This window comes from Mesorhizobium sp. Pch-S, from assembly GCF_004136315.1.
Classification (GTDB): domain Bacteria; phylum Pseudomonadota; class Alphaproteobacteria; order Rhizobiales; family Rhizobiaceae; genus Mesorhizobium.
In genome coordinates, this window is the sequence record NZ_CP029562.1 from 1,423,923 (window position 1) to 1,444,079 (window position 20,157).

The 20,157-nt window shown below is 64.3% G+C and carries 20 protein-coding genes, 1 tRNA gene and 1 pseudogene; 9 read left to right on the plus strand and 13 right to left on the minus strand.

The features are described from left to right. Positions 1 to 416: 416 nt before the first annotated feature. Together C1M53_RS06540 and C1M53_RS06545 are read left to right on the plus strand one after the other, a co-directional pair. Positions 417 to 1,427, plus strand: coding sequence for a ligase-associated DNA damage response exonuclease (locus C1M53_RS06540; protein WP_129411500.1), 1,011 nt, complete (start codon positions 417 to 419; stop codon positions 1,425 to 1,427). Next, positions 1,424 to 3,019 carry a cisplatin damage response ATP-dependent DNA ligase gene (locus C1M53_RS06545; RefSeq protein ID WP_129411501.1) on the plus strand — a complete coding sequence of 532 codons (1,596 nt, stop codon included), beginning with the start codon at positions 1,424 to 1,426 and terminating at the stop codon, positions 3,017 to 3,019. The genes C1M53_RS06540 and C1M53_RS06545 overlap by 4 nt, the downstream gene beginning before the upstream one ends. Before the next feature lie 268 nt (positions 3,020 to 3,287). Here the strand turns inward: C1M53_RS06545 and dapA are convergent, their stop codons facing one another. Further along, positions 3,288 to 4,202 carry a 4-hydroxy-tetrahydrodipicolinate synthase gene (gene dapA, locus C1M53_RS06550; protein WP_129411502.1) on the minus strand — a complete coding sequence of 305 codons (915 nt, stop codon included), beginning with the start codon at positions 4,200 to 4,202 and terminating at the stop codon, positions 3,288 to 3,290. Between the two features lie 244 nt (positions 4,203 to 4,446). Beyond that, positions 4,447 to 5,541, minus strand: a complete 1,095-nt coding sequence (locus C1M53_RS06555) for a hypothetical protein (RefSeq protein WP_129411503.1) — start codon at positions 5,539 to 5,541, stop codon at positions 4,447 to 4,449. Positions 5,542 to 6,055: 514 nt separating this feature from the next. Here C1M53_RS06555 and C1M53_RS06560 point away from each other — a divergent pair. From C1M53_RS06560 to C1M53_RS06575, 4 genes are all read left to right on the plus strand, one after another. Next, a complete protein-coding gene (locus C1M53_RS06560) occupies positions 6,056 to 7,003 on the plus strand; it encodes a nitronate monooxygenase family protein (protein ID WP_129411504.1) in 948 nt (315 codons plus the stop codon). A 137-nt stretch (positions 7,004 to 7,140) separates the two neighbouring features. Next, positions 7,141 to 7,216, plus strand: a tRNA-Thr gene (locus tag C1M53_RS06565). Between the two features lie 104 nt (positions 7,217 to 7,320). Then, a complete protein-coding gene (locus C1M53_RS06570; protein WP_129411505.1) occupies positions 7,321 to 7,539 on the plus strand; it encodes a hypothetical protein in 219 nt (72 codons plus the stop codon). Positions 7,540 to 7,750: 211 nt separating this feature from the next. Further along, complete coding sequence (locus C1M53_RS06575) at positions 7,751 to 8,224, plus strand: hypothetical protein (protein WP_129411506.1); 474 nt, start codon at positions 7,751 to 7,753, stop codon at positions 8,222 to 8,224. Positions 8,225 to 8,373: 149 nt separating this feature from the next. On the opposite strand, the gene C1M53_RS06580 is transcribed toward C1M53_RS06575, so the two are convergent. Together C1M53_RS06580 and C1M53_RS06585 are read right to left on the minus strand one after the other, a co-directional pair. Continuing rightward, positions 8,374 to 8,799, minus strand: coding sequence for a hypothetical protein (locus C1M53_RS06580; protein ID WP_129411507.1), 426 nt, complete (start codon positions 8,797 to 8,799; stop codon positions 8,374 to 8,376). 10 nt (positions 8,800 to 8,809) lie between these two features. Further along, positions 8,810 to 9,184 carry a hypothetical protein gene (locus C1M53_RS06585; RefSeq protein ID WP_129411508.1) on the minus strand — a complete coding sequence of 125 codons (375 nt, stop codon included), beginning with the start codon at positions 9,182 to 9,184 and terminating at the stop codon, positions 8,810 to 8,812. A gap of 292 nt (positions 9,185 to 9,476) precedes the next feature. On the opposite strand from C1M53_RS06585, the gene C1M53_RS06590 reads away from it, so the two are divergent. Continuing rightward, complete coding sequence (locus tag C1M53_RS06590; RefSeq protein ID WP_129411509.1) at positions 9,477 to 9,905, plus strand: group III truncated hemoglobin; 429 nt, start codon at positions 9,477 to 9,479, stop codon at positions 9,903 to 9,905. Between the two features lie 821 nt (positions 9,906 to 10,726). On the opposite strand, the gene C1M53_RS31620 is transcribed toward C1M53_RS06590, so the two are convergent. Further along, positions 10,727 to 11,170, minus strand: a complete 444-nt coding sequence (locus C1M53_RS31620; protein ID WP_165358067.1) for a hypothetical protein — start codon at positions 11,168 to 11,170, stop codon at positions 10,727 to 10,729. A gap of 154 nt (positions 11,171 to 11,324) precedes the next feature. On the opposite strand from C1M53_RS31620, the gene C1M53_RS06600 reads away from it, so the two are divergent. After that, a complete protein-coding gene (locus C1M53_RS06600) occupies positions 11,325 to 11,996 on the plus strand; it encodes a response regulator transcription factor (protein WP_129411511.1) in 672 nt (223 codons plus the stop codon). A 99-nt stretch (positions 11,997 to 12,095) separates the two neighbouring features. Continuing rightward, positions 12,096 to 13,190: a HAMP domain-containing sensor histidine kinase gene (locus C1M53_RS06605; RefSeq protein WP_129411512.1), complete on the plus strand. Its 1,095-nt coding sequence runs from the start codon at positions 12,096 to 12,098 to the stop codon at positions 13,188 to 13,190. Here C1M53_RS06605 and C1M53_RS06610 read toward each other — a convergent pair. The 8 genes and pseudogenes from C1M53_RS06610 to C1M53_RS06645 form a co-directional block, all read right to left on the minus strand. Then, complete coding sequence (locus tag C1M53_RS06610; protein WP_129411513.1) at positions 13,187 to 13,615, minus strand: hypothetical protein; 429 nt, start codon at positions 13,613 to 13,615, stop codon at positions 13,187 to 13,189. The two genes, C1M53_RS06605 and C1M53_RS06610, sit on opposite strands and share 4 nt — an antisense overlap. A gap of 106 nt (positions 13,616 to 13,721) precedes the next feature. Further along, positions 13,722 to 14,645 carry a hypothetical protein gene (locus tag C1M53_RS06615; protein ID WP_129411514.1) on the minus strand — a complete coding sequence of 308 codons (924 nt, stop codon included), beginning with the start codon at positions 14,643 to 14,645 and terminating at the stop codon, positions 13,722 to 13,724. 150 nt (positions 14,646 to 14,795) lie between these two features. Beyond that, positions 14,796 to 15,212 (minus strand): nuclear transport factor 2 family protein, encoded by a 417-nt coding sequence (locus C1M53_RS06620; protein ID WP_245488468.1) that lies wholly within the window; start codon positions 15,210 to 15,212, stop codon positions 14,796 to 14,798. 565 nt (positions 15,213 to 15,777) lie between these two features. Further along, positions 15,778 to 16,917, minus strand: a complete 1,140-nt coding sequence (locus tag C1M53_RS06625) for an NAD(P)/FAD-dependent oxidoreductase (protein WP_129411515.1) — start codon at positions 16,915 to 16,917, stop codon at positions 15,778 to 15,780. Positions 16,918 to 16,955: 38 nt separating this feature from the next. Further along, positions 16,956 to 17,668: pseudogene (locus C1M53_RS06630) on the minus strand (ABC transporter ATP-binding protein). Then, positions 17,665 to 18,384, minus strand: a complete 720-nt coding sequence (locus C1M53_RS06635) for an ABC transporter ATP-binding protein (protein ID WP_129411516.1) — start codon at positions 18,382 to 18,384, stop codon at positions 17,665 to 17,667. Before C1M53_RS06635 ends, C1M53_RS06630 begins: the two are co-directional and overlap by 4 nt. Then, on the minus strand, positions 18,381 to 19,280 hold the full coding sequence (locus C1M53_RS06640) for a branched-chain amino acid ABC transporter permease (RefSeq protein WP_129411517.1): 900 nt from the start codon (positions 19,278 to 19,280) through the stop codon (positions 18,381 to 18,383). Before C1M53_RS06640 ends, C1M53_RS06635 begins: the two co-directional genes overlap by 4 nt. Continuing rightward, positions 19,277 to 20,155, minus strand: a complete 879-nt coding sequence (locus C1M53_RS06645) for a branched-chain amino acid ABC transporter permease (RefSeq protein WP_129411518.1) — start codon at positions 20,153 to 20,155, stop codon at positions 19,277 to 19,279. Before C1M53_RS06645 ends, C1M53_RS06640 begins: the two co-directional genes overlap by 4 nt. Positions 20,156 to 20,157 lie beyond the last annotated feature (2 nt).

The following is a 20,157-nucleotide window of genomic DNA, read 5'->3' on the forward strand; positions in this document are numbered from 1 at the left end:
CATATTCCCTGGCGCGGCCTGCCATTCGGGGAAAGCCGACCCTCTCAGCTGCAAATCCCCTCTCTTGGATTTTCTACGACTTAGATTGCGCCGCCCTGCGGGCGTGCTCGCTAAGATCGTGAAAATCCTTTCTCCCCCGCAAGGGGGGAGATAGGCGCCGCGTCGAAGCTGCCTTTCTCGCCCCGTTCACGGGGAGAGATGCCCGGCAGGGCGGAGAGGGGCGGAGCCAGCTGCTGCCGGTTCGTGCTGCCCCTCATCCGGCCCTTCGGGCCACCCACCGGGGCGAGCCACGCGTCTCGCCCGTCCTTCGGACCCCCGTAAACGGGGCGAAGGAAGAAGCTCGCCTCCTGACAAATCTGGCAGGAGCGATGTCAGGAGCATCTTTCATCCAGCGGGGGATGACCTATCCTTGAACCATGCGCCCAAGCGACCTGCTCTGTTCCCGGCCCCAGGGCCTCTACTGCCCGCCTGGCGACTTCTTCATCGATCCGGTCAGCCCGGTCGACCGGGCGCTGATCACGCATGGCCATTCCGACCATGCCCGCTCCGGTCACCGCTCGGTGCTGGCGACGCGCGAGACGCTCGACATCATGGCGCTGCGCTACGGCGCGGATTTCGCCGTTTCCCGCCAAGCCGCCCGGCTCGGCGAGACGATCAGCCTGAACGGCGTGACCGTCTCCTTCCACCCGGCCGGGCATGTGCTGGGCTCGGCGCAGATCGCGGTCAAGCACAACGGCCTCACCATCGTCGCCTCCGGCGACTACAAGCGCCAGCCCGACCCGACCTGCGCCGCCTTCGAGGTGGTGCCGTGCGATGTCTTCATCACCGAGGCGACCTTCGCGCTGCCGGTGTTCCGGCACCCGCCCGCCGAGGACGAGATCGGCAAGCTGCTGCGCTCGGTCGAGCAGTTTCCCGAGCGCTCGCATCTGGTCGGCGCCTATGCGCTGGGCAAGGCGCAGCGCGTGATGCGGCTGCTGCGCGACGCCGGCTACGACAGGCCGATCTACATCCATGGCGCCATGGCGAAGATCTCCGACTACTACCAGAGCCAGGGCATCGATCTCGGCCAGCTGGAGCCAGCCACGGTGGAGAGCGGCAGCAGGACCGATTTTGCCGGCGCCGTCGTCATCGGGCCGCCGTCGACCTTTGCCGACCGCTGGGCGCGGCGCTTCCCCGACCCGGTCTCTTGCTTCGCCTCGGGCTGGATGCGCATCCGCCAACGCGCCAAGCAGGGCGGCGTCGAGCTGCCGCTGATCATTTCTGACCATGGCGACTGGTACGAGCTGGGCGTGACGATCCGGGAAACCGGCGCGAGCGAGGTCTGGGTCACGCATGGCCGCGAGGAAGCGCTGGTACGCTGGTGCGAACTGGAAGGGCTGACGGCCAGGCCGCTGCATCTGATCGGCTACGAGGACGAAGGGCAATGAACCGCTTCGCCGAACTGCTCGACCGGCTGGTGCTGACGCCTTCGCGCAACGGCAAGCTGAAACTGCTGACCGACTATTTCCGCAGCGTCGAGGACCCCGACCGCGGCTATGCGCTGGCGGCGATCACGGGGGATCTTTCCATCGCGGCGGTGAAACCGGCCATGCTGCGCGCGCTGGTGACCGAGCGCATGGACCCGGTGCTGTTCGGCTATTCCTACGACTATGTCGGCGACCTCGCCGAGACCGTCTCGCTGGTGTGGCCGGCCGACCCGGGCGCGCGCGCCAACCATGTGCCGACGCTCGGCGAGGTGGTGGCGAGGCTGCAGGCGGCCAGCCGCTCCGACGCCCGACAGGTGCTGGCGCGGCTGCTCGACAGCGCCGGCATCTCGGCGCGCTTCGCCATCATCAAGCTGGTCACCGGCGGCCTGCGCATCGGCGTCTCGGCCAGGCTCGCCAAGCAGGCGGTGGCCGATCTCGGGCCGGTCGACGTCAGCGAGATCGAGGAGCTGTGGCACGGGCTGACGCCGCCCTACACAGAACTGTTCGCCTGGCTGGAAGGCAAGGCAGCCAAGCCGGAACGCGCCGCCAGGGCGCTGTTTCGGCCCGTCATGCTGGCGCATCCGGTCGAGGACAGGGATTTCGAGAAGCTGGAGCCTGCCGACTACGCCGCCGAATGGAAGTGGGACGGCATCCGCGTGCAGGCGGCATCCGAAGGCGGCGTGCGCCGGCTCTATTCGCGCACCGGCGAGGATGTCGCCGGCGCCTTCCCGGACCTCACCGACGCGATCGACTTCGACGCGGTGCTGGACGGCGAGCTGCTGGTCGGCTCGCCTAGCGCCACCGGCAGCTTCTCCGACCTGCAGCAGCGGCTGAACCGCAAGAGCGTGTCACCGAAGATCCAGACGCAGTATCCCGCCTTCATGCGCTGCTACGACCTGTTGCAGCTCGGCGACGAGGATTTGCGCGGCCTGCCCTTCGGCGAACGGCGCGCCCGGCTGGAAGCCTTCATCAAGATGCTCGACCCTGCCCGCTTCGACCTGTCGCCCTTCGTGGAATTCGAAAGCTGGGCGGATCTCGAAGCGAGCCGCAGCAACCCGCCGCATCCGATCATCGAAGGCGTCATGCTGAAACGCTGGGATTCGCCTTACGTCGCCGGCCGTCCGAAGGGCCCGTGGTTCAAGTGGAAACGCGACCCGCACACGGTGGACGCGGTGCTGATGTATGCTCAGCGCGGCCACGGCAAGCGCTCCTCCTTCTATTCCGACTACACCTTCGGCGTGTGGTCGGGCCCGGAAGGGGCGGAAGAGCTGGTGCCGGTCGGCAAGGCCTATTTCGGCTTCACCGACGAGGAGCTCAAGCAGATCGACAAATATGTGCGCGACAACACCATCGAGCGTTTCGGCCCGGTGCGCTCGGTGCGCGCCGACCGCACCGCCGGCCTGGTGCTGGAAGTCGCCTTCGAAGGCCTCAACCGCTCGACCCGCCACAAATCCGGCGTCGCCATGCGCTTCCCCCGCATCTCCCGTCTGCGCTGGGACAAGCCGACGGCCGAAGCCGACCGCATCGAGACGCTGCATGCACTGCTGGATTGAGGGGGGCTCCATCCCTTCTCCCCTTGCGGGAGAAGGTGGCCGAGCTCCGGCGGCAAAGCCGCCGCGGGCGAGGTCGGATGAGGGGTGCTGGACGGAGTGCTGCCTTGCCAATTAGTTGCCGGACTGCTGCATATTCCGTTCTGCCGTGCTTCTTCCAACACCCCTCATCCGACCTCGCCTGCACGGCGGCAAAGCCGCCGGAGGCGAGGCCACCTTCTCCCACAAGGGGAGAAGGGGACGCGAGTGCGCCTGGCCGCCCCCTACTCCGTCACCCTGCAGACGCCATTCCGGCCGCGTCTTTCATTGCCCGGTCGAGCCGCGACGCCAGCTCTGGCGACACAGGCATCATCGGCAGGCGCATTTCAGGGCTGTCGATGAGGCCGGAGCGCCAGAGCCAATACTTCAGCGGAGCGGGACTGGGTTCGGCAAACAAAAGGCGCGGCAGGTCGGCAAGGCGCCGCCATTGCGCCAGCGCGGCAGTCTGGTCGCCGGCGAGCAATCTGTTGCGCACAGCCGCGAAATCCGCGGTGCGGACGTGCGCCGAAGCGGTAATGCCGCCTTCCGCGCCATGGACCAAAGCATTGTAGAACAAGCCGTCCTCACCGGTCAGCACCGAGAAATGTGCGGGCTTGTGGCGCAGAAGATCGAAGGATTGCTGAGCATCGGCCGAACAGTCCTTGACGCCCACGATGTTGCTGCGCTCGGCCAGCCGCAGCATCGTCTCGTTGCCGAGATTGACGCCGGTGCGATACGGAATGTTGTAGATGATAATGGGCCTTACGGTGGCATCGGCCAGGGCCGAAAAATGGCTGAACAATCCGGCCTGCGACGGCCGCGTGTAATAGGGACAGGCGATCAGGTAGCCAGTGACATCCCATGATGCCGTACGCTCAAGAACCTTGACGAGCTTGGCTGTGTCCGAGCCCGACAGCCCGAGATAGACGGGGATCGCGCTTTGCACGGAGAGAAGAACCTCGCGCGTGACCGCGACCAGACGGCGGCTCTCCTCCTCATCCAGCGCCAATCCTTCGCCGGTGGTGGCGGCAAGGATGAGGCCGTCGACCGGCAACGCGGCGAAATGCGCGACAAGCCTGCGCAATGATGCCTCATCGAGCGCATTGTCGCGGAATGGCGTGACAAGAGGCAGCCAGAGGCCGCCGAGGGTGGTGCGTGTGGTTTGCATGTCCATCTCCTTGGGCCGGAAACGGAGTGCGCGCGAAACCCCGTCGAAACCGGCGGGGTCAATCTGATCCGAGTGCTTGCTAGGTTGAGTGCAACGGCCAGTGCCCCTAAAGGGGCGCTTTTTTCGACTTGCTCGACTGGGCGTTGCGGCTGCGCATGCCCCCATCAGTCCGACGCGCCCGCCGGTTTGTCAAGACCGGCATCCGGGCGATGGCCATGCCAGCGGCGGTCGGAAAAGAGGCCCTCTACTCCGTCACCGACACCCGGATCTCGTAGATATCCACCGACTTGCCCTGCTTGTCGAAGTCGGAGTTGATGGCGATGGTGCCGGCGGAGCCGGGGCGCTTAGCGGGCATCTGCACGTCGAACAGATATTCGTTGCGCTGGTTGCCGACGGCGTAGCGCTTGCGGCCGCAGTCGCCGAGCTCGCCGAAATTGCAGTCGACCGACATCTGCGTTTCCTTGCCGTCCTGGGCGCGGGCGATGATGTCGAACACCGCATGCTTGCCGGCGATCTGTTCCAGCACGCCCTGGCCGACGTCGAAGGAAACGGCCGAACCCGAGGCACCGGAGGTGACGCGGATGAAGGCGCCGGAATCGTCCTTCATCACTTCGGCCTTCGCATCCGAAGGCGTGGCGACCTGCGCCGGGTTGGCCGGCGAGAAGACGCTGATCCAGTTGCGGTTCTGTGTCTCGCTGGAGAGCTTCGGCTTGCCGGTCGCATCCGGCTCGTAGTCCTCGTCCGAAACCGTCGGCGTCGGCGACGGCGGCTGGCCGAGCTGTTCGCTGGTCTTGAAGGCGTTGGACTGCATCGCCCACCACAGGCCGATGCCGACGAGGGCGAGGATCGTCACCCCGAAGAACATCGCCGTCAGCGGCAGGCGGCGGCCTATGCGGCGCGGCTTGCGGTCCGGCGAGACCTGCGGCGTGCCAGCAAGGGCGACCTCCGCCGCCGAGGGCGGCAAGGCGCCTTCGGGAATGATGTCGGGCACCACCGGCAGCACGCGCGAGCGCGGCGCATCCCCGAGCGAAGGCTCGACGCGGCCGTTCTGGTTCGGCGCCGCCGGGCTCGGTGCAGCGGGCGCAGGCGCGCGGTCGCCGAGTTCGACCTCGGGGGCAACGCCCGGCACCGCCGGCAGGAATTCCGATTCGATCTCGGCGATCTTGGCCTGCATCGCCTTGCGGCGCTTCATCGCCACCTCGACGGTGACGTTCGGATTGGCCAGCAGGGCGCGGTCGAGGGCGGCAAAAGCCGAACGGTAGACCCGCTCGCGGAATGCGCGATCGTCGGGGTTGCCTTTTTCGAAGGCGTTGCGGATCGCCTTTTCGATCGGGTCCAAATCGATTTCCTTCCGGGCGGCGGTCACATTTTGCTGATGGTTAGCCGCCGGAACACGATCAATCAACGGTCGGCTGCCGCCATTTGCCCCTAAGCAGTGCCTATTATTCGCATTTTTGCCGCCGACCGTGGCTTTCGGGAAGCAACTTTTGCGCTCTGCTCATCGTGCCTTGCGAAAATCGACGTCGATTTCGGGGGCGATGCCCGGAGCGCAGCATGTCCTTTCCGGGCGTACAAGGGTGCCCCGGTTCTTGTGGTGGCGCATCAGGCTTTGCGGGAATCGATCCGATTTTCGCGCCGATGCGCAGCGCCGCGTGTCCATAGCACCCGCAAAGGATGCGTCCGGTCCTCGCCGCTGCCCTGCTTTTGCTTTGGGTCCCGCCACGTGTTCGTGACGCGTTCTGTCGGCCGCAGAAACCTGCCGATTTTCGGCGGACGCGACGATTGCGGCGGCGCCCGCCTTGCGTTATGAAATTGACGTTTACGGAAACGTCAATTTCAAGGGAGGCTGACGCGTGGCCCTGCCAGACATTCTCACCCGGACCGTTCGCATACCGGTGGTCGGCTCGCCGCTGTTCATCATCTCGCATCCGCCGCTGGTGCTGGCACAGTGCAAGGCCGGCATCGTCGGCTCGTTTCCGGCGCTGAACGCGCGCCCCGAAGCCCAGCTCGACGACTGGCTGGCCGAGATCACCGAGGAGCTCGCCCGCCACGACGCGGCCCATCCGGAACGGCCTTCGGCCCCCTTCGCCGTCAACCAGATCGTGCACAAGAGCAATGGCCGGCTCGAGCACGATCTGCGCATGTGCGTGAAATACAAGGTGCCTGTGGTCATCACCTCGCTGGGTGCCGTCGAGGAGGTGAACCAGGCGGTGCATTCCTATGGCGGCATCGTGCTGCACGACATCATCCATGACCGCCATGCGCGCAAGGCCATCGAAAAAGGTGCAGACGGGCTGATCGCGGTGGCGGCCGGCGCCGGCGGCCATGCCGGCACGCTGTCGCCCTTCGCGCTGGTGCAGGAGATCCGGCAATGGTTCGACGGGCCGCTGCTTCTGTCCGGCGCCATCGCCCATGGCGGCGCGGTGCTGGCGGCGCAGGCGATGGGCGCCGACATGGCCTATATCGGCTCGCCCTTCATCGCCACCGCCGAAGCGCGGGCTGCCGACGGCTACAAGCAGATGATCGTCGATTCCAAGGCGGCCGACATCGTCTATTCCAACCTCTTCACCGGCGTGCATGGCAACTACCTGAAGGGCTCGATCCGCGCCCAGGGCATGGACCCCGACAATCTGCCGGTCTCCGACCCGAGCAAGATGGATTTCGGCAGCGCCAAGGCCTGGAAGGAGATCTGGGGCTGCGGCCAGGGCATCGGCGCCGTCGACAAGATCGTGCCGGCAGCCGAACTGGTCGAGCGGCTGGTGCGTGAATACGAGGCGGCAAAGACCAGGCTGGCAGCGTAGGGTTCCACCCCTTCTCCCCTTGTGGGAGAAGGAAACGCCCAGCGAAGCCTTTCCCATAAATTCAGCGACAACCCATCTTGAATTTGCCGAGGCTTGCGTCTATCACGCAGCCATCTTGCGGGTTTCAAATCCGCCGGGCCGCTTTAGCTCAGTCGGTAGAGCACATCATTCGTAATGATGGGGTCGCGTGTTCGAGTCACGCAAGCGGCACCACTTCCCCAATAAACAGCCTGGCAAGTTTCCGCCTCTATATTGATGCCACATCCCTTCTGGCTTCCGACCAGCCGCAAGTATGCATCAGCCGACAGGCTACTTTGATGGATCACAGAAATCCTGCGTCACCGCCTGACAGGCGCGAGATACGCGAATTCGACGCCGAAGCCTGGATCGGGGAACCCGATAGAAGGACGTACCAGGAATGCCAGGAAGCACGCTTCAAGCTTCTGCTGGCGATAGTCCTGGTCGTGGCAGGTGGCGTGGCGCTTGTGGTGACACTCGCGATTTTCGCCAGACTGGTCCTCTACCTGTTCTCGTAAAAGAGGTGCGATGCGGCCGCACCTTGATTGTCCCGAGGGTAGATCTTCTTCGGTAGGTAAGAGCCTAACATAATCGCTACCCCCGAGCCGATCCAGCTGCAGCGGGAAGATACGCAAGCCCACAATTCTGGACAATATCCAAACGACTTCCGACTTGCGCGTGTCGCATGTTCGCGCAATGTTTCGACATTGCTCTGGGGAGGGCTGGGGGATGAAACAGGTACTCGCTGCACTTGCTGTATTGTCTGTCGTAGGCTGCCAAACGCCCTATCAAGATATGGGCTTGATGGGCGGGGTTACCGCCGCTCCGCTAGGTGGAGATGTTTATCGGATCTCAGCGAGAGGGAATGGTTACACGGACCCAACACTCATTCAGGATTATGTACTATTGAAGGCTGCCGAGACGGCCCTCCAAGCTGGCAAGACTCATTTCGTCATTGTCGGAAGTAATGATGCTAGCCGCCAAGAATTTGGCCAGACACAAGGCGTCATGCAGACCAATGTCTATGGCAACACCGCTTTCACCACATACACACCGGGCAGTACGTACCAGATCGTGAAGCCGGGACAGGATCTGATAATTAGGATCGGAAACCTAACAGGACCGAACAATATCGGCGCATTCGATGCCAATCAGGTTTTCAATGCGATCAATCCCCGAGTTAATCGGCCCAAAAAGGCTTAGGAGGCTCCGATCGAAAGCTACCTTCGCAAGTAGCTCTTTCGACCACCAACCGCACTCGATGATGGCGTTTCCATCTGCCGGCAATTCCGTTTGCTGGCGCTGATAGGCAAAGGTTTACCGTCGCCTTCTTCACCTGCGAAGGTTCCACTCTACGCCTTTCCCGGAGTTTCCGCCTCAAGCCACACCGCGCTGGCGCGCCTGGCGATCACCTCGACCGTACAATCCAGGCTGAGCAGCACGAAGTGCGAACAGTTGCCGAACAGCGAGTTGTACGACTGGAGCCATTCGGAGTTTTCTATCCTCAGGGTCGGCCAGCGATACGCCTTGTCATCCAGCATCGGGACAGCCGACGGGTCTTTCACGCTCATGCCCATGCCGAGCATATCGTTGGTGGCCGAAATCCTTTCCAGGCCAAAGAATTGGATTTGCAGCGTGCGGTCGTCGTCGACGAACCTTCCTTCAACGACAGCCTCGAAATCACTGTCCGTCCTCACCCTCCACACGTGACAGGGGTTGTGAGGCAGGTCGTCCACCGGCAGCCATTTGACGGCCTGTTCGCGATCCGGGTTCTCCATGGTTATCCCTCTACAGCGCGGGCTTGCGGCTTGACGGCAGATACGCGCCGGCCTGGGGCTCGCCAGACCATGGTCCGATGTCGCTGCCGGCCGCGATGACCGCCAGCTGATGCTCAAGCAGCGTTTCCAGATTCCAGTCCAGCGACTGGTACCGGTCGATGGTGCCGAACTGCGTCCAAGGCGACCGGTTGAAGCCGCTCTCCAGGTGGTTGTAGTAGAGGACGGTCGTGCCGATCAGCCCGACGACCCAGCACGGCTCATAGCCCTGCAGCTGCCACAGGACGGGAGGGATTTTCACCGTGTCCCACAGCTTCCGTTGCGGCGGGCTCATGCGATCCCGGCTCTGGTTGAGTTCGCCCCACAATCCTGCTTCCGAAAAGACCATCTGAAACCTTTCTGGCTGGCTTTTGTCGTGGCCTGGAAGGCGCTCGCCCGCGTCCAACCGGTCATGGCTCTTCCCCTTCGCTTGCTCCGAAGAGGCCAACCGACTCCCTTTTTCTACGATCTAGTACCTGATCTTCCTTGCGTTCTGATATCTCCTTCGGTCGTCCTATTCGCGTAGTTCCGTTCACAGATTTATAATTGGCGATTCAGTGCCGCCATGTGGCTCAAGGGGCTGCCGGCTGTGACAATATGCAAAATGCAGGCAAGTGCCTTTGGACGCTAGACTGCCCGATATGAGCAGCGAAAATCCCCTGACCGACCCCAATATCGCTCATCCGGACATAGACGAGGCGCTGATCGCGCGCCTTGTGCGCACCTTCTACGAGCGCGCCCGCGCGGATGAATTGATCGGCCCGATCTTCGCCGAAGCGGTGCATGACTGGGACGAACACATCGCCAACATCACCGCCTTCTGGTCGTCGGTGACCTTGCGCAGCGGCCGCTACAACGGCCGCCCGATGCGGCCACACCTGACGCTGCCGCTTGAAAACGAACATTTCGACCGCTGGCTGGCGCTGTTTGAGGCGACCGCAAAGGAGCTTTGCTCACCCGGTGCCGCGAACGCCTTCATCATCCGGGCCCGCCGGATCGCCGACAGTTTCGAAATGGCCATCGGCACCCAGCGCGGCGAAATCCGCCGCCCGCGTCACTCGCGGATGTAGGCGGAGCGGCATTCACCCGGCCGTCAATGCAGGGATCCAGAGCGTTTCCGTCATGACGGAAATGCCCTGACTCTTTGTTTTCACACAATTCCGGCCGGAAAATCACTGCGCATTTTCCTGGAATTGCTCTAGGGGGCAAACGTCCCAGTCATGATGGTATAGCCCAGTGAAGCAGCGCTTGGGGTTGTGAACCTCTAGCCGGGTGCACTGCGTGGCGAAATCAGCAGGAACAGGAAGCGAAGTCCGTCCAGTTGGAAGTAGTAGAAGGCGGCCGCGGCAAGGATCAAGAAAATGAGCACTTTGATCCACCGCCATGCGCGGCGTCGGCCAGATGGGCCAGAGTGCCCTGACTGAGTCATTCTTGAAGCGCTGTCTTGGGCTCTAAGGTGTAATCTTGCCAGTCATGATGGCGTAGCCCATCACGACAAAATAGAGGGCGCCCCATAGAACCACCAAACCGATACCTGTCAAAAACACGAAACTCAGTGCCTGAGTGAGAACAAGGTAGACGTTCCCGTCCTTCGGTTCCGTTTCGTCTTCGTCGTTTGTCATTTGATGCAAGCCCACATGACTGCCTTGCAGAACTTTATATCTGAGAGCTTGCTAAAGAGTTAGATCGGTTGCCATCCATCGAAACATCGATCTGGCTCGCTCTGAAGGCGAGGGCAGAGGCGCTTGTGCTGTTGCCTGCGCTGCCGATCGCCAGGCTACCGTCGTCCCCTCCGCTCCAGGGCACGGCAGCCACTGCTGAACCGCCGCTGGCGTGCGCTGCCTTGGACCGGGCACACCAGCGACGTCCGCGACAAAACAGAGGAGCTGCGTCAGCCGCCATAACCGACGGTCACGCCCTTGGCCCGCCTGCAAGCCTCCATGGCGGACTTCAGTTTCGAGCTGTCGGTGACGGTTGCGAAGTCGAACTGCCCGGCACTGCCCGGATCGGGAAAGTCGGCGACACCCTCGTCGCGCACGCACTGTGCGAAGCCAAGCAACTTTGCCCGCCGCGCGGGATCAGGGCGCTGTGATGCCCAGCCCTCCGGCGCCAGATCGTTGCAGGCGGCGTGGGCCGCGCGGAAAGCCGGCGCCGAGCGATCGTCGAGCCGCTGGCGAAGCAGGATACGACCTTCCGCGTCCGGATCGGGAAAGTCGGGAAAACCGCTCTTGCGCATGCATTGCGCATAGGCGACGGCCTTTTCCGTGTCCCCGGCGTCGGCCGGGCTTCCCCAGATGGACAGCGCAGCGATCATCGCCGCGTTCAACAGCACCATTTTCGTCCCACGGCGGTTTGTGCAGGTGTTCGGCATCGTGTTTTCTCCAAGACAGGGTTGATGGAGATTTCAACCTAGAGTGCCGAATGTTCTGGTGACGTATGCGGTTTTCGATATGCGCACGATACAGTCCAGGCGCTATAGCCGAGGTGTGATGCGTGTTTTGATCGTCGAAGACGAACCCTATCTGGCGGGAGCCATCCGCGACGGCCTGCGGCTGGAAGCGATCGCTGCCGACATCGCCGGCGATGGCGACACGGCGCTGGAACTGCTCGGCATCAACGTCTACGACATCGCCATCATCGATCGGGACATCCCCGGCCCTTCCGGCGACGAGGTCGCCAAAAGCATCGTCGCCTCGGCCAGCGGCGTTGCGATCCTCATGCTCACCGCCGCGGCCCGCCTCGACGACAAGGCGTCCGGATTCGAGATCGGCGCCGACGACTACCTGACGAAGCCGTTCGAATTCCGGGAGCTCGTGCTGAGGCTGCGGGCTCTCGACCGAAGGCGAGCCCGCAACAGGCCTCCGGTGCAGGAGATCGCGGGGCTGCGCGTGGATCCGTTCCGACGGGAGGTCTATCGCGATGGTCGCTACGTCGCGCTGACACGCAAGCAGTTCGCCGTGCTCGAGGTGCTTGTCGCCGCCGAGGGCGGCGTCGTCAGCGCCGAAGAGCTGCTGGAGCGGGCATGGGACGAAAACGCCGATCCGTTCACCAACGCCGTGCGCATCACCGTCTCGGCGTTGCGCAAACGCCTCGGCCAGCCCTGGCTGATCGATACGGTGCTCGGTGTCGGCTACCGCATCGACACGCCACACGACAGCTAGAACAATTCCAGGAAAAAATGTGCAGCGGCTTCCGTCTTGAACTGCGTAAAAACAAGGAGGTGGAGCGTTTCCGTGAACGCTCTATCGGGAGGCGAAGCCATGGATAGAGCGCCGGGCCTGAGCGTGCGCCTGAAACTCGCCTTGAGCTACGCCGCATTCCTGATGGTGGGCGGCGGCCTGCTGCTCGCGGTGGTCTGGGTCTTCCTGCTGCGCGGCACGTCCGTCAGCATATTCGTTCCCGCGCCTTCAAACCTTCTGCGCGCGTTCGACCCGACCAATTTTGGCCCGATCATATTCGGCCCGGCGGCCGTCGCCGTCATGGCGTTCCTGCTGCTGTTCGGCCTGCTCGGAGGATGGTTTCTGGCGGGACGCATGATCGCCCCCCTGACGCACATCACCGACGTCACGCGCATGGTGGCGGAAGGGTCGTTGTCGCGCCGGATCGGATTGCAGGGCCGCCAGGACGAGTTCCGCGAGCTCGCCGACGCCTTCGACGCCATGCTTGCGCGCATTGAGGCCCATGTCGCGGAACAACAGAGGTTCGCGGCCAATGCGTCCCACGAACTGCGCACCCCGCTGGCCATCACGCAAACCCTTCTGGATGTTGCCCGCAGGGACCCGAACCGTGACGCCGATGCGCTTGTGGAACGCCTGCATGACGTGAATGCCCGGGCGATCGACCTCACCGAGGCGCTGCTCGTCCTCAGCCGCGCCGACCAGCGCGCCTTCACCAAGGCCCGGGTCGACCTCTCCCTCATAGCGGAAGACGCCACGGAAGCACTTCTCCTGCTGGCCGAGAAACATGGCGTGGCCATCGAAACCGCCTGCGAACCGGCTGCAACCATCGGTTCGGGCACGCTGCTGCTGCAGCTGGCGACGAACCTCGTGCACAATGCGATCGTGCACAACCTTCCCGAGCGAGGCACCGTCTGGGTCACGACCAAGGTTCGGCCTGGCCATGCCATGCTTGTCGTTGAAAATACCGGCGAGGAGCTTTCCTCGTGCTCGCTCTCGACACTCGTCGAACCGTTTCAGCGCGGAACCGGGCGCATCCACACGGGACATTCCGGCGTCGGCCTGGGTCTGGCGATCGTCAAAAGCATCACCGAAGCTCACGGCGGCACGCTGGTTCTTGAACCGCGGCCTTCCGGCGGGCTGCGCGTCGTCGTCGAACTGCCCGGCGCCGCGGCCTAGCCTGTCCACATCGTCGAGCGAAGAAGGGTTTGCGTGTGCTGCGGCAGGTCGAGCTCGCCGCGCGCCTCGATCTTCAGAAGGTAGGCTGCCTTGGCGAAGCGGTCTCCTTCAGTGATCGCGGCATGGGCGCAAATGGCCATCAGCGCCTTTTCCTCCGTCCGGCAGGCATTGGCGAAGACCGCGCCGCGACTGCCGATTTCGTCGACGGTTCTGCGCAGTGCCGCGTATGCCGATCCATGGGCCTCTAGCAGCGCCGTCAGTTCGGCGCTTGCTCCCTCGCCCCGGCGCGGAACGCCGAGGGCCATTGCTTCAGTCGTCGTTGCGACAACGATGCCACCGGACTGAAGCAGCAATGTGCGGCGATTGATCCTGGACGTGGTGAAACCCTCCTCTGACGGCAGGTGCTCGATGAACTGCTGCACCATAACACGAGGGCCTGCGCATTCCTGTCAGGAGCCTGGCCTGCCAGGAGTTTAGCCTGCAGGAGCATTGGCCTGTCCGGCGCGACCGGCACGCTCGATCAGGGCAGCATCAAGGCTTCAGCGTCACATGGAAATGTCCGTCGCGGATCGCTGTCTTACCGTCCAGCGATTCCATGTCGGCCGAGAACGTGCCCTCGATGGCATTGCCATCGACCTTGGTGATCCTGAGCAACGCCGGCTGTTTCGAAGCACGGTCGATCAGGAATTCATGGCTGTCGCGGCTGAGCTCGATGCAGGGTCCGTTGGCGCTGCAGTCGCGCGCCAGCGTCTGTTCCTGCAGCGAGGTCGCGTCGAACTGCAGCTTCAGCGTGGTGAGGTCAATGTCGCCGCCCTGCACGGAAGGCGTGGTCTGGACCAGCAGGACATTGCCGAGCGCAACCGCGATCATACCGGTTCCCGGCGAGGACCAGTCCTTGTCGCCGATCCTGGCGCTGACGCTGTCACCGGGCTGCGCGGTGGACTCGATCTTCTGTTCAGCGGCTTTTGGGACCTGCGGCTTTGCCGGCGGCTGCGGCGCCTGTTTCCACGGTTCGGGCGCTGTCGACTGTTCGGCCTGCTGGCCGGGGTTTGCACCCGGAGGCGTCAGCTCGAAATTGAAAACCTGCCATTGGCCCGCCTCGTTCCTGACCAGGTTGACGGTGGCCGGCAGCGTGATGTCGCCTTCCAGCGTCACGGTTCCGACGACCTTGCCCTGGCCGCTCTGCATCTCGCGGGTCGGCCAGGACGCGCTCTTGAACCTGGCCAGGCCCAAGCGCTGAACAGCCGCCTCGAAATCCTGTTCCGAAACGGCCTGCCTGAATCCACCCGCCGCCTTCTCGTAGCCAGCCGCGGCGCCGGAACTGGCGGTGGTGGCGAAGAAGTCGGTCGCGGCGTCGCTGATGCCGCTGGTGAAATAAAACACCGTGCCGACAATGACGGCGGCCACCACGGCGACAGCGGCAAGTCCGATCAGGAGCTTCTTGTAAAAGGGCATTCGGATCACTCTCCGAGAATCAAACCGCCCGCGCGGACCATATCGGCAGGGGTATGGCGGAGCAACCGAGGACGGCAGACAGTCGAGCCCGTCCATGACCACCCCGGATCGCGTCCACGACCCGACGGACCACGTCGCGGCTGTCGCAAATCAGATGACGGCGACGATGCCGGCGGTGTCGAAATAGAACGGCGTGCCGTCGAGCAGCAGCCCGTTCCTGAAGTGCAGGACCTCGGCGAAAGGCTGCTCGATGACGGCGCCGGTGGCGCGCGACGTGAGCCTCAGCGTGCATGACATGAAGACGGTGTCGTCGACGCGGGCCGCCGTCATGTTGGCAACCGCCATGTCGCTCCAGACTTCGCCCATCCGGCCGAGCAGGCCCGCGATGCCTTCCAGCCCCCTCCACTCGCCGGCATAAGGCAAGGAGGCCGGTTCGTGGACGACCACGTCGGGATGGAAAGCCCTGGCGAGGCTTGAAACATCCCTTGCGTCCGAGTTCAGAAATCCCAGCTCGACTTCGAACATGCGTTCGAGAAGCGGCATGGCATCGGTGCAATCACAGCTCATTTTCAAGCGGGCTCCATCATCGATTTGCGAGCGATCAGTGCCGGCTGGGCCTGATCGCCGCCACCCGTTTCCCGCCGGGGACTACCGCATCAAGTACGGCGTCCATCTCGGACTATGCGACCATTTCGCCTGGAGCTGCCACAAGGCCCTGTGATCGATGAAATAGCTGGAGCGTGAAGCCAGTGATCCATTGCAGCGGCGCGTGATGGGCAACTATGCTCGCCACATGGAACAACCCCCCAACAGATCCCACATCAACGCGAATGACCCGGACTACACTCGCTACAAATGGTGCCTGGGTTGTTTCGACAGAACGACAGAGAGATTGGTCTGGTCTCGCGATCTGCCGATCACGTCCGCAGAGGCGAGGCATGTGCTCGACTTGGGACCGAGCGATTCTCTCGAGGGTGGGTTTTTCATAACCGGTGCCGCAACAAACCGTCTCAACGAGATTTTGGACGACAAGATCTCGTTTGAGTTCGAGAAATTCGAATACGACATAGAACTTACCGACACTCTCTAAGAGTATCCGTGGGTTCGCTGCGAAGATCGCAATCGCCCTCGCCTAAGCCACCGTCCCCGTCGGCTCACTCCTCGCCGCGCGCAGCAGCTCCGAGCGGACCCAGGGGTCGGCCATGGCGCTTGGAACGGCGCGGGCGCGCACCTCGTCGGGCAGCGTCGAGACTTCGCCATAGAGGCACGACCAGCGCTGGCAGTGTTCGGCGAGCGGGCGCTCGCCGCGCTCCCATGCCGCCAGCCGGGCGGGGATGTCGCGCGGGTCGGCGAGGTCTTCCATATGGGCGGAGAGCGCCAGCGCGCTCTGCATGGCCATGCCGCCGCCCTGACCGAGGTTCGGCGGCTGGGCATGCGCGGCATCGCCCAGGATCGCGGCGCGGCCGGCCGACCAGGATTTCACGGTGACGATGCTGTAGGGGCTCCAGGCCAGCACGTCGCCGATGCGGTCGATGAGATGCGCCCAGGCAGGGAACGAGGCGCGCCAGGTTTCCTTGTCGAGCGGATAGGCCCTGCCCTTCTCGTCCGTGTCCTGGCAGGTCAGCGCCAGATAGATCCGGCCCCCGGCCAGCGGCGTGATCAAGAAGCGCCGCATACCGGACCAGCATTCGATGTATTTGTCGGCGCCGCCCGCGCCGAGGTCTGCGATATCGCCCTCGATGATGGTTCGGATGGCGCCCTCCGTCGTCTGCTGGTGGCTGAGTTCCAGGCCCAGCGCCTTGCGGACCGGCGACCAGACACCGTCGGCGCCGACGACGAGATCGCCCTGCACCGCACGCCTGTTGGCGAAGAGCAGTTCGCCGTGCGCGCCGGCGCCGATCACTTCCTGGCCGGTGCGGATCTCGACGCCGGCCTTTTCGGCGGCACCCTTCAGACCTTCGAGCAGGTCGCGCCGGTGCAGGGTGACCAGCCGCACCTGCGGCGGCAGGCCGCCATCGTCGAGGATCGAATTGTCATGGCCGCGCTGCTCCATGGCATGGCCGCGATAGGCGTTCTGCGACAGGCCGCCCAGGCCCAGCGCCTCGAGGATGCGCAGGCCGTTCTCCCAGATGTAGATGCCGGCGCCCGAAGCCCTGAGCTCGGCCTGCCGCTCGAACACGGTGACGGTCCAGCCGCGCTGCGCCAGCGCCGTTGCCGCCGTCAATCCCGCGAAGCCCGCGCCGGCGATGAGTGCCGTTGGTTTGCCTGTCATTGTTTCCTCCTTCCGCCGCAGACTGCGGCCATGCCGCGTCACATGCCGAAGTAGCGGCGCTTCACTTCCGGGTCGTCGACCAGCTCACGCGCCGGTCCCGACAGCGTCACCATGCCGTTTTCGATGATGTAGCCATGGTCGGCGGTTTCGAGCGCCAGCTTCGAATTCTGCTCCGACAACAGAACGGTGTAGCCGTCGGCGCGCAGCTGGCCGATGATCTCGAACACCTTGCTGACCATGATAGGCGCCAGCCCCAGCGTCGGCTCGTCGAGCAGGATCAGCCGCGGCTTCGCCATCAGGCTGCGGCCGATGGCGAGCATCTGCTGTTCGCCGCCGGACATCGAGCCGGCCAGTTGCCGGCGCCGCTCTTTCAGCCGCGGGAACTGCCGATAGATCTCCCCCAGCCGTTCCAGTGCGCCGCCATGGGCGCGCGGCACGACGGCACCGAGCCTGAGGTTCTGCTCCACCGTCAGCGCGGCGAAGACCATGCGGCCTTCCGGTACCAGGGCGATGCCGCCATCGACACGGCTGTGCGACGGGCTTTGGGAAATATCGGCCCGTCATAGACGATCGCGCCGCTGTTGGCACGGATCAGGCCAAGGATCGTCTTCATCAGCGTGGTCTTGCCGGCGCCGTTAGGCCCGACCAGCGCCGTGATCGAGCCCAGCGCGACGCCGAGACTGATGTCGCGCAGGATCACCACCGGCCCGTAGCCGGCGGACAGGCCCCTGATGTCGAGCAGCGCCGTCATCCGAAATACACCTTCACGACATTCTCGTCGGCGACGACCTGCTCGGGCGGGCCCATGGCGATGGGCACGCCGTGGTCCAGCACCAGGATGCGGTCGGACAGCTTCATCAGCGCGCCCATGACGTGCTCGATGATGAGGATGGTGAGGCCGCGCTCCTGCCGCAGCCGGAACAGCGTCTCAGTCATCTCGGCGACCTCCGTCGCGGTCAGCCCGGCCATGACCTCGTCGAGCAGCACCAGCCTGGCGCCGGTCGCCAGGGCACGGGCGATCTCCAGCCGTTTCTGGTTGGACAGGGTCAGGCTTGCCGCCAGCTGACCGGCGAGCGGCGCGAGGCCGACATCCTCCAGCGCCCGGCGACCGGCCAGCGTGGCATCCGCCAGCCGGTGCGTGCGCGCCGAGCCGTACATGGCCGAGACGACGACGTTGTCGAGTACGCTGAGATTGCCGAAGGGGCGCACGATCTGGAAGGTGCGGCCGAGCCCGAGCCGGCAGATCTGGTCGGGCCGCCGTCCGGCAAGTGATTTGCCGGCGAAGGTGATCGATCCGCCGTTCGACCTGATCTGGCCGGCGATGACGCCGAACAGCGTCGTCTTGCCGGCGCCATTGGCACCCATCAGGCCGAAGATGGTGCCTTCGTCGACCGAAAAGGACACATCCTGCAGCGCCTTCAGCCCGCCGAACTGCTTGCAGACGTTGTTGACGTCGAGGATCGTCATGCGCGTCTCAGCCCCCTGGCGACGAGGCCGGCGAGGCCCTGCGGAACGAACAGGATGAAGACGATGAGCAGGGCGCCCAGGATCATCATGTAGGCCTGCGGGAAACGTGCCCACAGGAGCTCCGACAGCAGAACCAGGAACAGCGTGCCGAGCAGCGGCCCCGAGACCCGGCCGAGCCCGCCGACGATGGCCATGGTGACGATGGTGAAGGACACCGCCGGATCGAAGGCCTGGTCGGCGGCGAAATAGCTGGTGCGCAGCACCAGCAGCCCGCCGACGATGCCGGGGATGATCGCCGACGCGACGAAGGCGAACAGCTTCAGCCGCGTCACCGGCACGCCGATGGCCTCGGCGGCGACTTCGTTCTCGCGGATGGCGGCGAGCCCGCGGCCGAAACGCGACTGCGCGGTCCAGCCGGCGAGCGCGGTGGCGATGACGGCGAGTGCCAGCATGGCATAGTAGAGTGCCTCCAGCGAGGGCGCGTCGAAGATCATGCGGCTGAACTGGCCGAGGCGGGTCTCCAAGAGCATGACCAGGTTCTTGACCAGCTCGGCGAAACCGAAGGTCAGGATGACGAAATACGGCCCCTTGACGCGCAGCACCGGCAGCCCGGCCACCAACGCCAGCAGGCCGGCAGCGGCACCCGACAGCGCCAGCGCATAAGGCACCGGCATCCAGTCGAGGCTAACGACCAGCACATAGGCGCCGATGCCGTAGAAGACGGCATGGCCGAGCGAGATATAGCCCGTCGTCGCCGACAGCAGCGACCAGCTCTGGATCAGCGCGATCCACATGGCAACGATGAAGGCGACGCCCAGCCAGTATTCGGAGCCGAACTGCGGCACCAGCGCCAGCAGGATCACAACGAAGGCGGCGATCAGGAGCTTGCCGGTCATCGTGCCTGCACCGCCTTGCCGAACAGGCCCTGCGGGCGCAGCAAAAGCACGCCGACGAAGATTCCGTAGATGAGGATCGACCTGTAGGTGGCGGACGTCAGCGCGACGCCGAAGGTCTCGATGAAGCCCAACACGAAGCCGGCGGCAATGCCGGCGGCGATGTTGCCGAGTCCGCCCATGATGACGACGACGAAGGCGGCGATGGTGAAGGGGAAACCCATGAAGGGCGTGATCTGCTGCGTCATCGAAACCAGCACGCCGGCGATGCCGGCAATGGCGAAGCCGGCGCAGATCGAGATCATCTGTACGCGCTCGACATTGACGCCGACGACGGCGGCGGCATCCCTGCGCTCGATGACCGCGAGCAGGCTCCAGCCGGCGACATGGAAACGCAGAAAGGCGAGCGCGCCGAGCGTGATCAAGGCAGCGACGCCGAGCAGCAACAGCATGCTGCCGGTGGCGGAGACGCCGGCGAAGCTATGGACGCCGTCGAGGAACTGGTAGCCGCGCGAGGTGGCGCTGAAGGCCAGCGAGGCGCCGTTCTGCAGGATCACCGACAGGCCGTAGAAGATGATCAGCGAATTGGCTTCAAGGCGCTGCGCCAGCGCCGGTGAGCCGAGCTGCCGCTTGAGCAGCACGACGTAGACCAGGAAGCCGAATGCCGCGCACAGCACCGTGGTGGTGGCCAGCGAGACGACCGGCGAGAGGCCGAGCAGCGTGAACGACCAGAACGCCACATAGGCACCGATCATGACCAGGTCGCCATGCGCGATGTTGAGCAGCCGCAGCGAGCCATAGACGAGGTTCAGCCCCAGCGCGACAAGCGCATAGAGCGCGCCGGAGACGACCGCCGCGAACAGGAGTTGCTGGAACATCG

What these genes read in the sequence shown, in the direction of transcription:
- C1M53_RS31620 (WP_165358067.1), bottom strand. Translation starts at nt 11,170, where the DNA reads ATGGTGCTGTTGAACGCGGCGATGATCGCTGCGCTGTCCATCTGGGGA.
- C1M53_RS06645 (WP_129411518.1), bottom strand. Translation starts at nt 20,155, where the DNA reads ATGTTCCAGCAACTCCTGTTCGCGGCGGTCGTCTCCGGCGCGCTCTAT.
- C1M53_RS06580 (WP_129411507.1), bottom strand. Translation starts at nt 8,799, where the DNA reads ATGGAGAACCCGGATCGCGAACAGGCCGTCAAATGGCTGCCGGTGGAC.
- C1M53_RS06635 (WP_129411516.1), bottom strand. Translation starts at nt 18,384, where the DNA reads ATGACGATCCTCGACGTCAACAACGTCTGCAAGCAGTTCGGCGGGCTG.
- C1M53_RS06600 (WP_129411511.1), top strand. Translation starts at nt 11,325, where the DNA reads ATGCGTGTTTTGATCGTCGAAGACGAACCCTATCTGGCGGGAGCCATC.
- C1M53_RS06585 (WP_129411508.1), bottom strand. Translation starts at nt 9,184, where the DNA reads ATGGTCTTTTCGGAAGCAGGATTGTGGGGCGAACTCAACCAGAGCCGG.
- C1M53_RS06590 (WP_129411509.1), top strand. Translation starts at nt 9,477, where the DNA reads ATGAGCAGCGAAAATCCCCTGACCGACCCCAATATCGCTCATCCGGAC.
- C1M53_RS06605 (WP_129411512.1), top strand. Translation starts at nt 12,096, where the DNA reads ATGGATAGAGCGCCGGGCCTGAGCGTGCGCCTGAAACTCGCCTTGAGC.
- C1M53_RS06570 (WP_129411505.1), top strand. Translation starts at nt 7,321, where the DNA reads ATGGATCACAGAAATCCTGCGTCACCGCCTGACAGGCGCGAGATACGC.
- C1M53_RS06575 (WP_129411506.1), top strand. Translation starts at nt 7,751, where the DNA reads ATGAAACAGGTACTCGCTGCACTTGCTGTATTGTCTGTCGTAGGCTGC.
- dapA (WP_129411502.1), bottom strand. Translation starts at nt 4,202, where the DNA reads ATGCAAACCACACGCACCACCCTCGGCGGCCTCTGGCTGCCTCTTGTC.
- C1M53_RS06640 (WP_129411517.1), bottom strand. Translation starts at nt 19,280, where the DNA reads ATGACCGGCAAGCTCCTGATCGCCGCCTTCGTTGTGATCCTGCTGGCG.
- C1M53_RS06620 (WP_245488468.1), bottom strand. Translation starts at nt 15,212, where the DNA reads ATGAGCTGTGATTGCACCGATGCCATGCCGCTTCTCGAACGCATGTTC.
- C1M53_RS06625 (WP_129411515.1), bottom strand. Translation starts at nt 16,917, where the DNA reads ATGACAGGCAAACCAACGGCACTCATCGCCGGCGCGGGCTTCGCGGGA.
- C1M53_RS06545 (WP_129411501.1), top strand. Translation starts at nt 1,424, where the DNA reads ATGAACCGCTTCGCCGAACTGCTCGACCGGCTGGTGCTGACGCCTTCG.
- C1M53_RS06615 (WP_129411514.1), bottom strand. Translation starts at nt 14,645, where the DNA reads ATGCCCTTTTACAAGAAGCTCCTGATCGGACTTGCCGCTGTCGCCGTG.
- C1M53_RS06610 (WP_129411513.1), bottom strand. Translation starts at nt 13,615, where the DNA reads ATGGTGCAGCAGTTCATCGAGCACCTGCCGTCAGAGGAGGGTTTCACC.
- C1M53_RS06540 (WP_129411500.1), top strand. Translation starts at nt 417, where the DNA reads ATGCGCCCAAGCGACCTGCTCTGTTCCCGGCCCCAGGGCCTCTACTGC.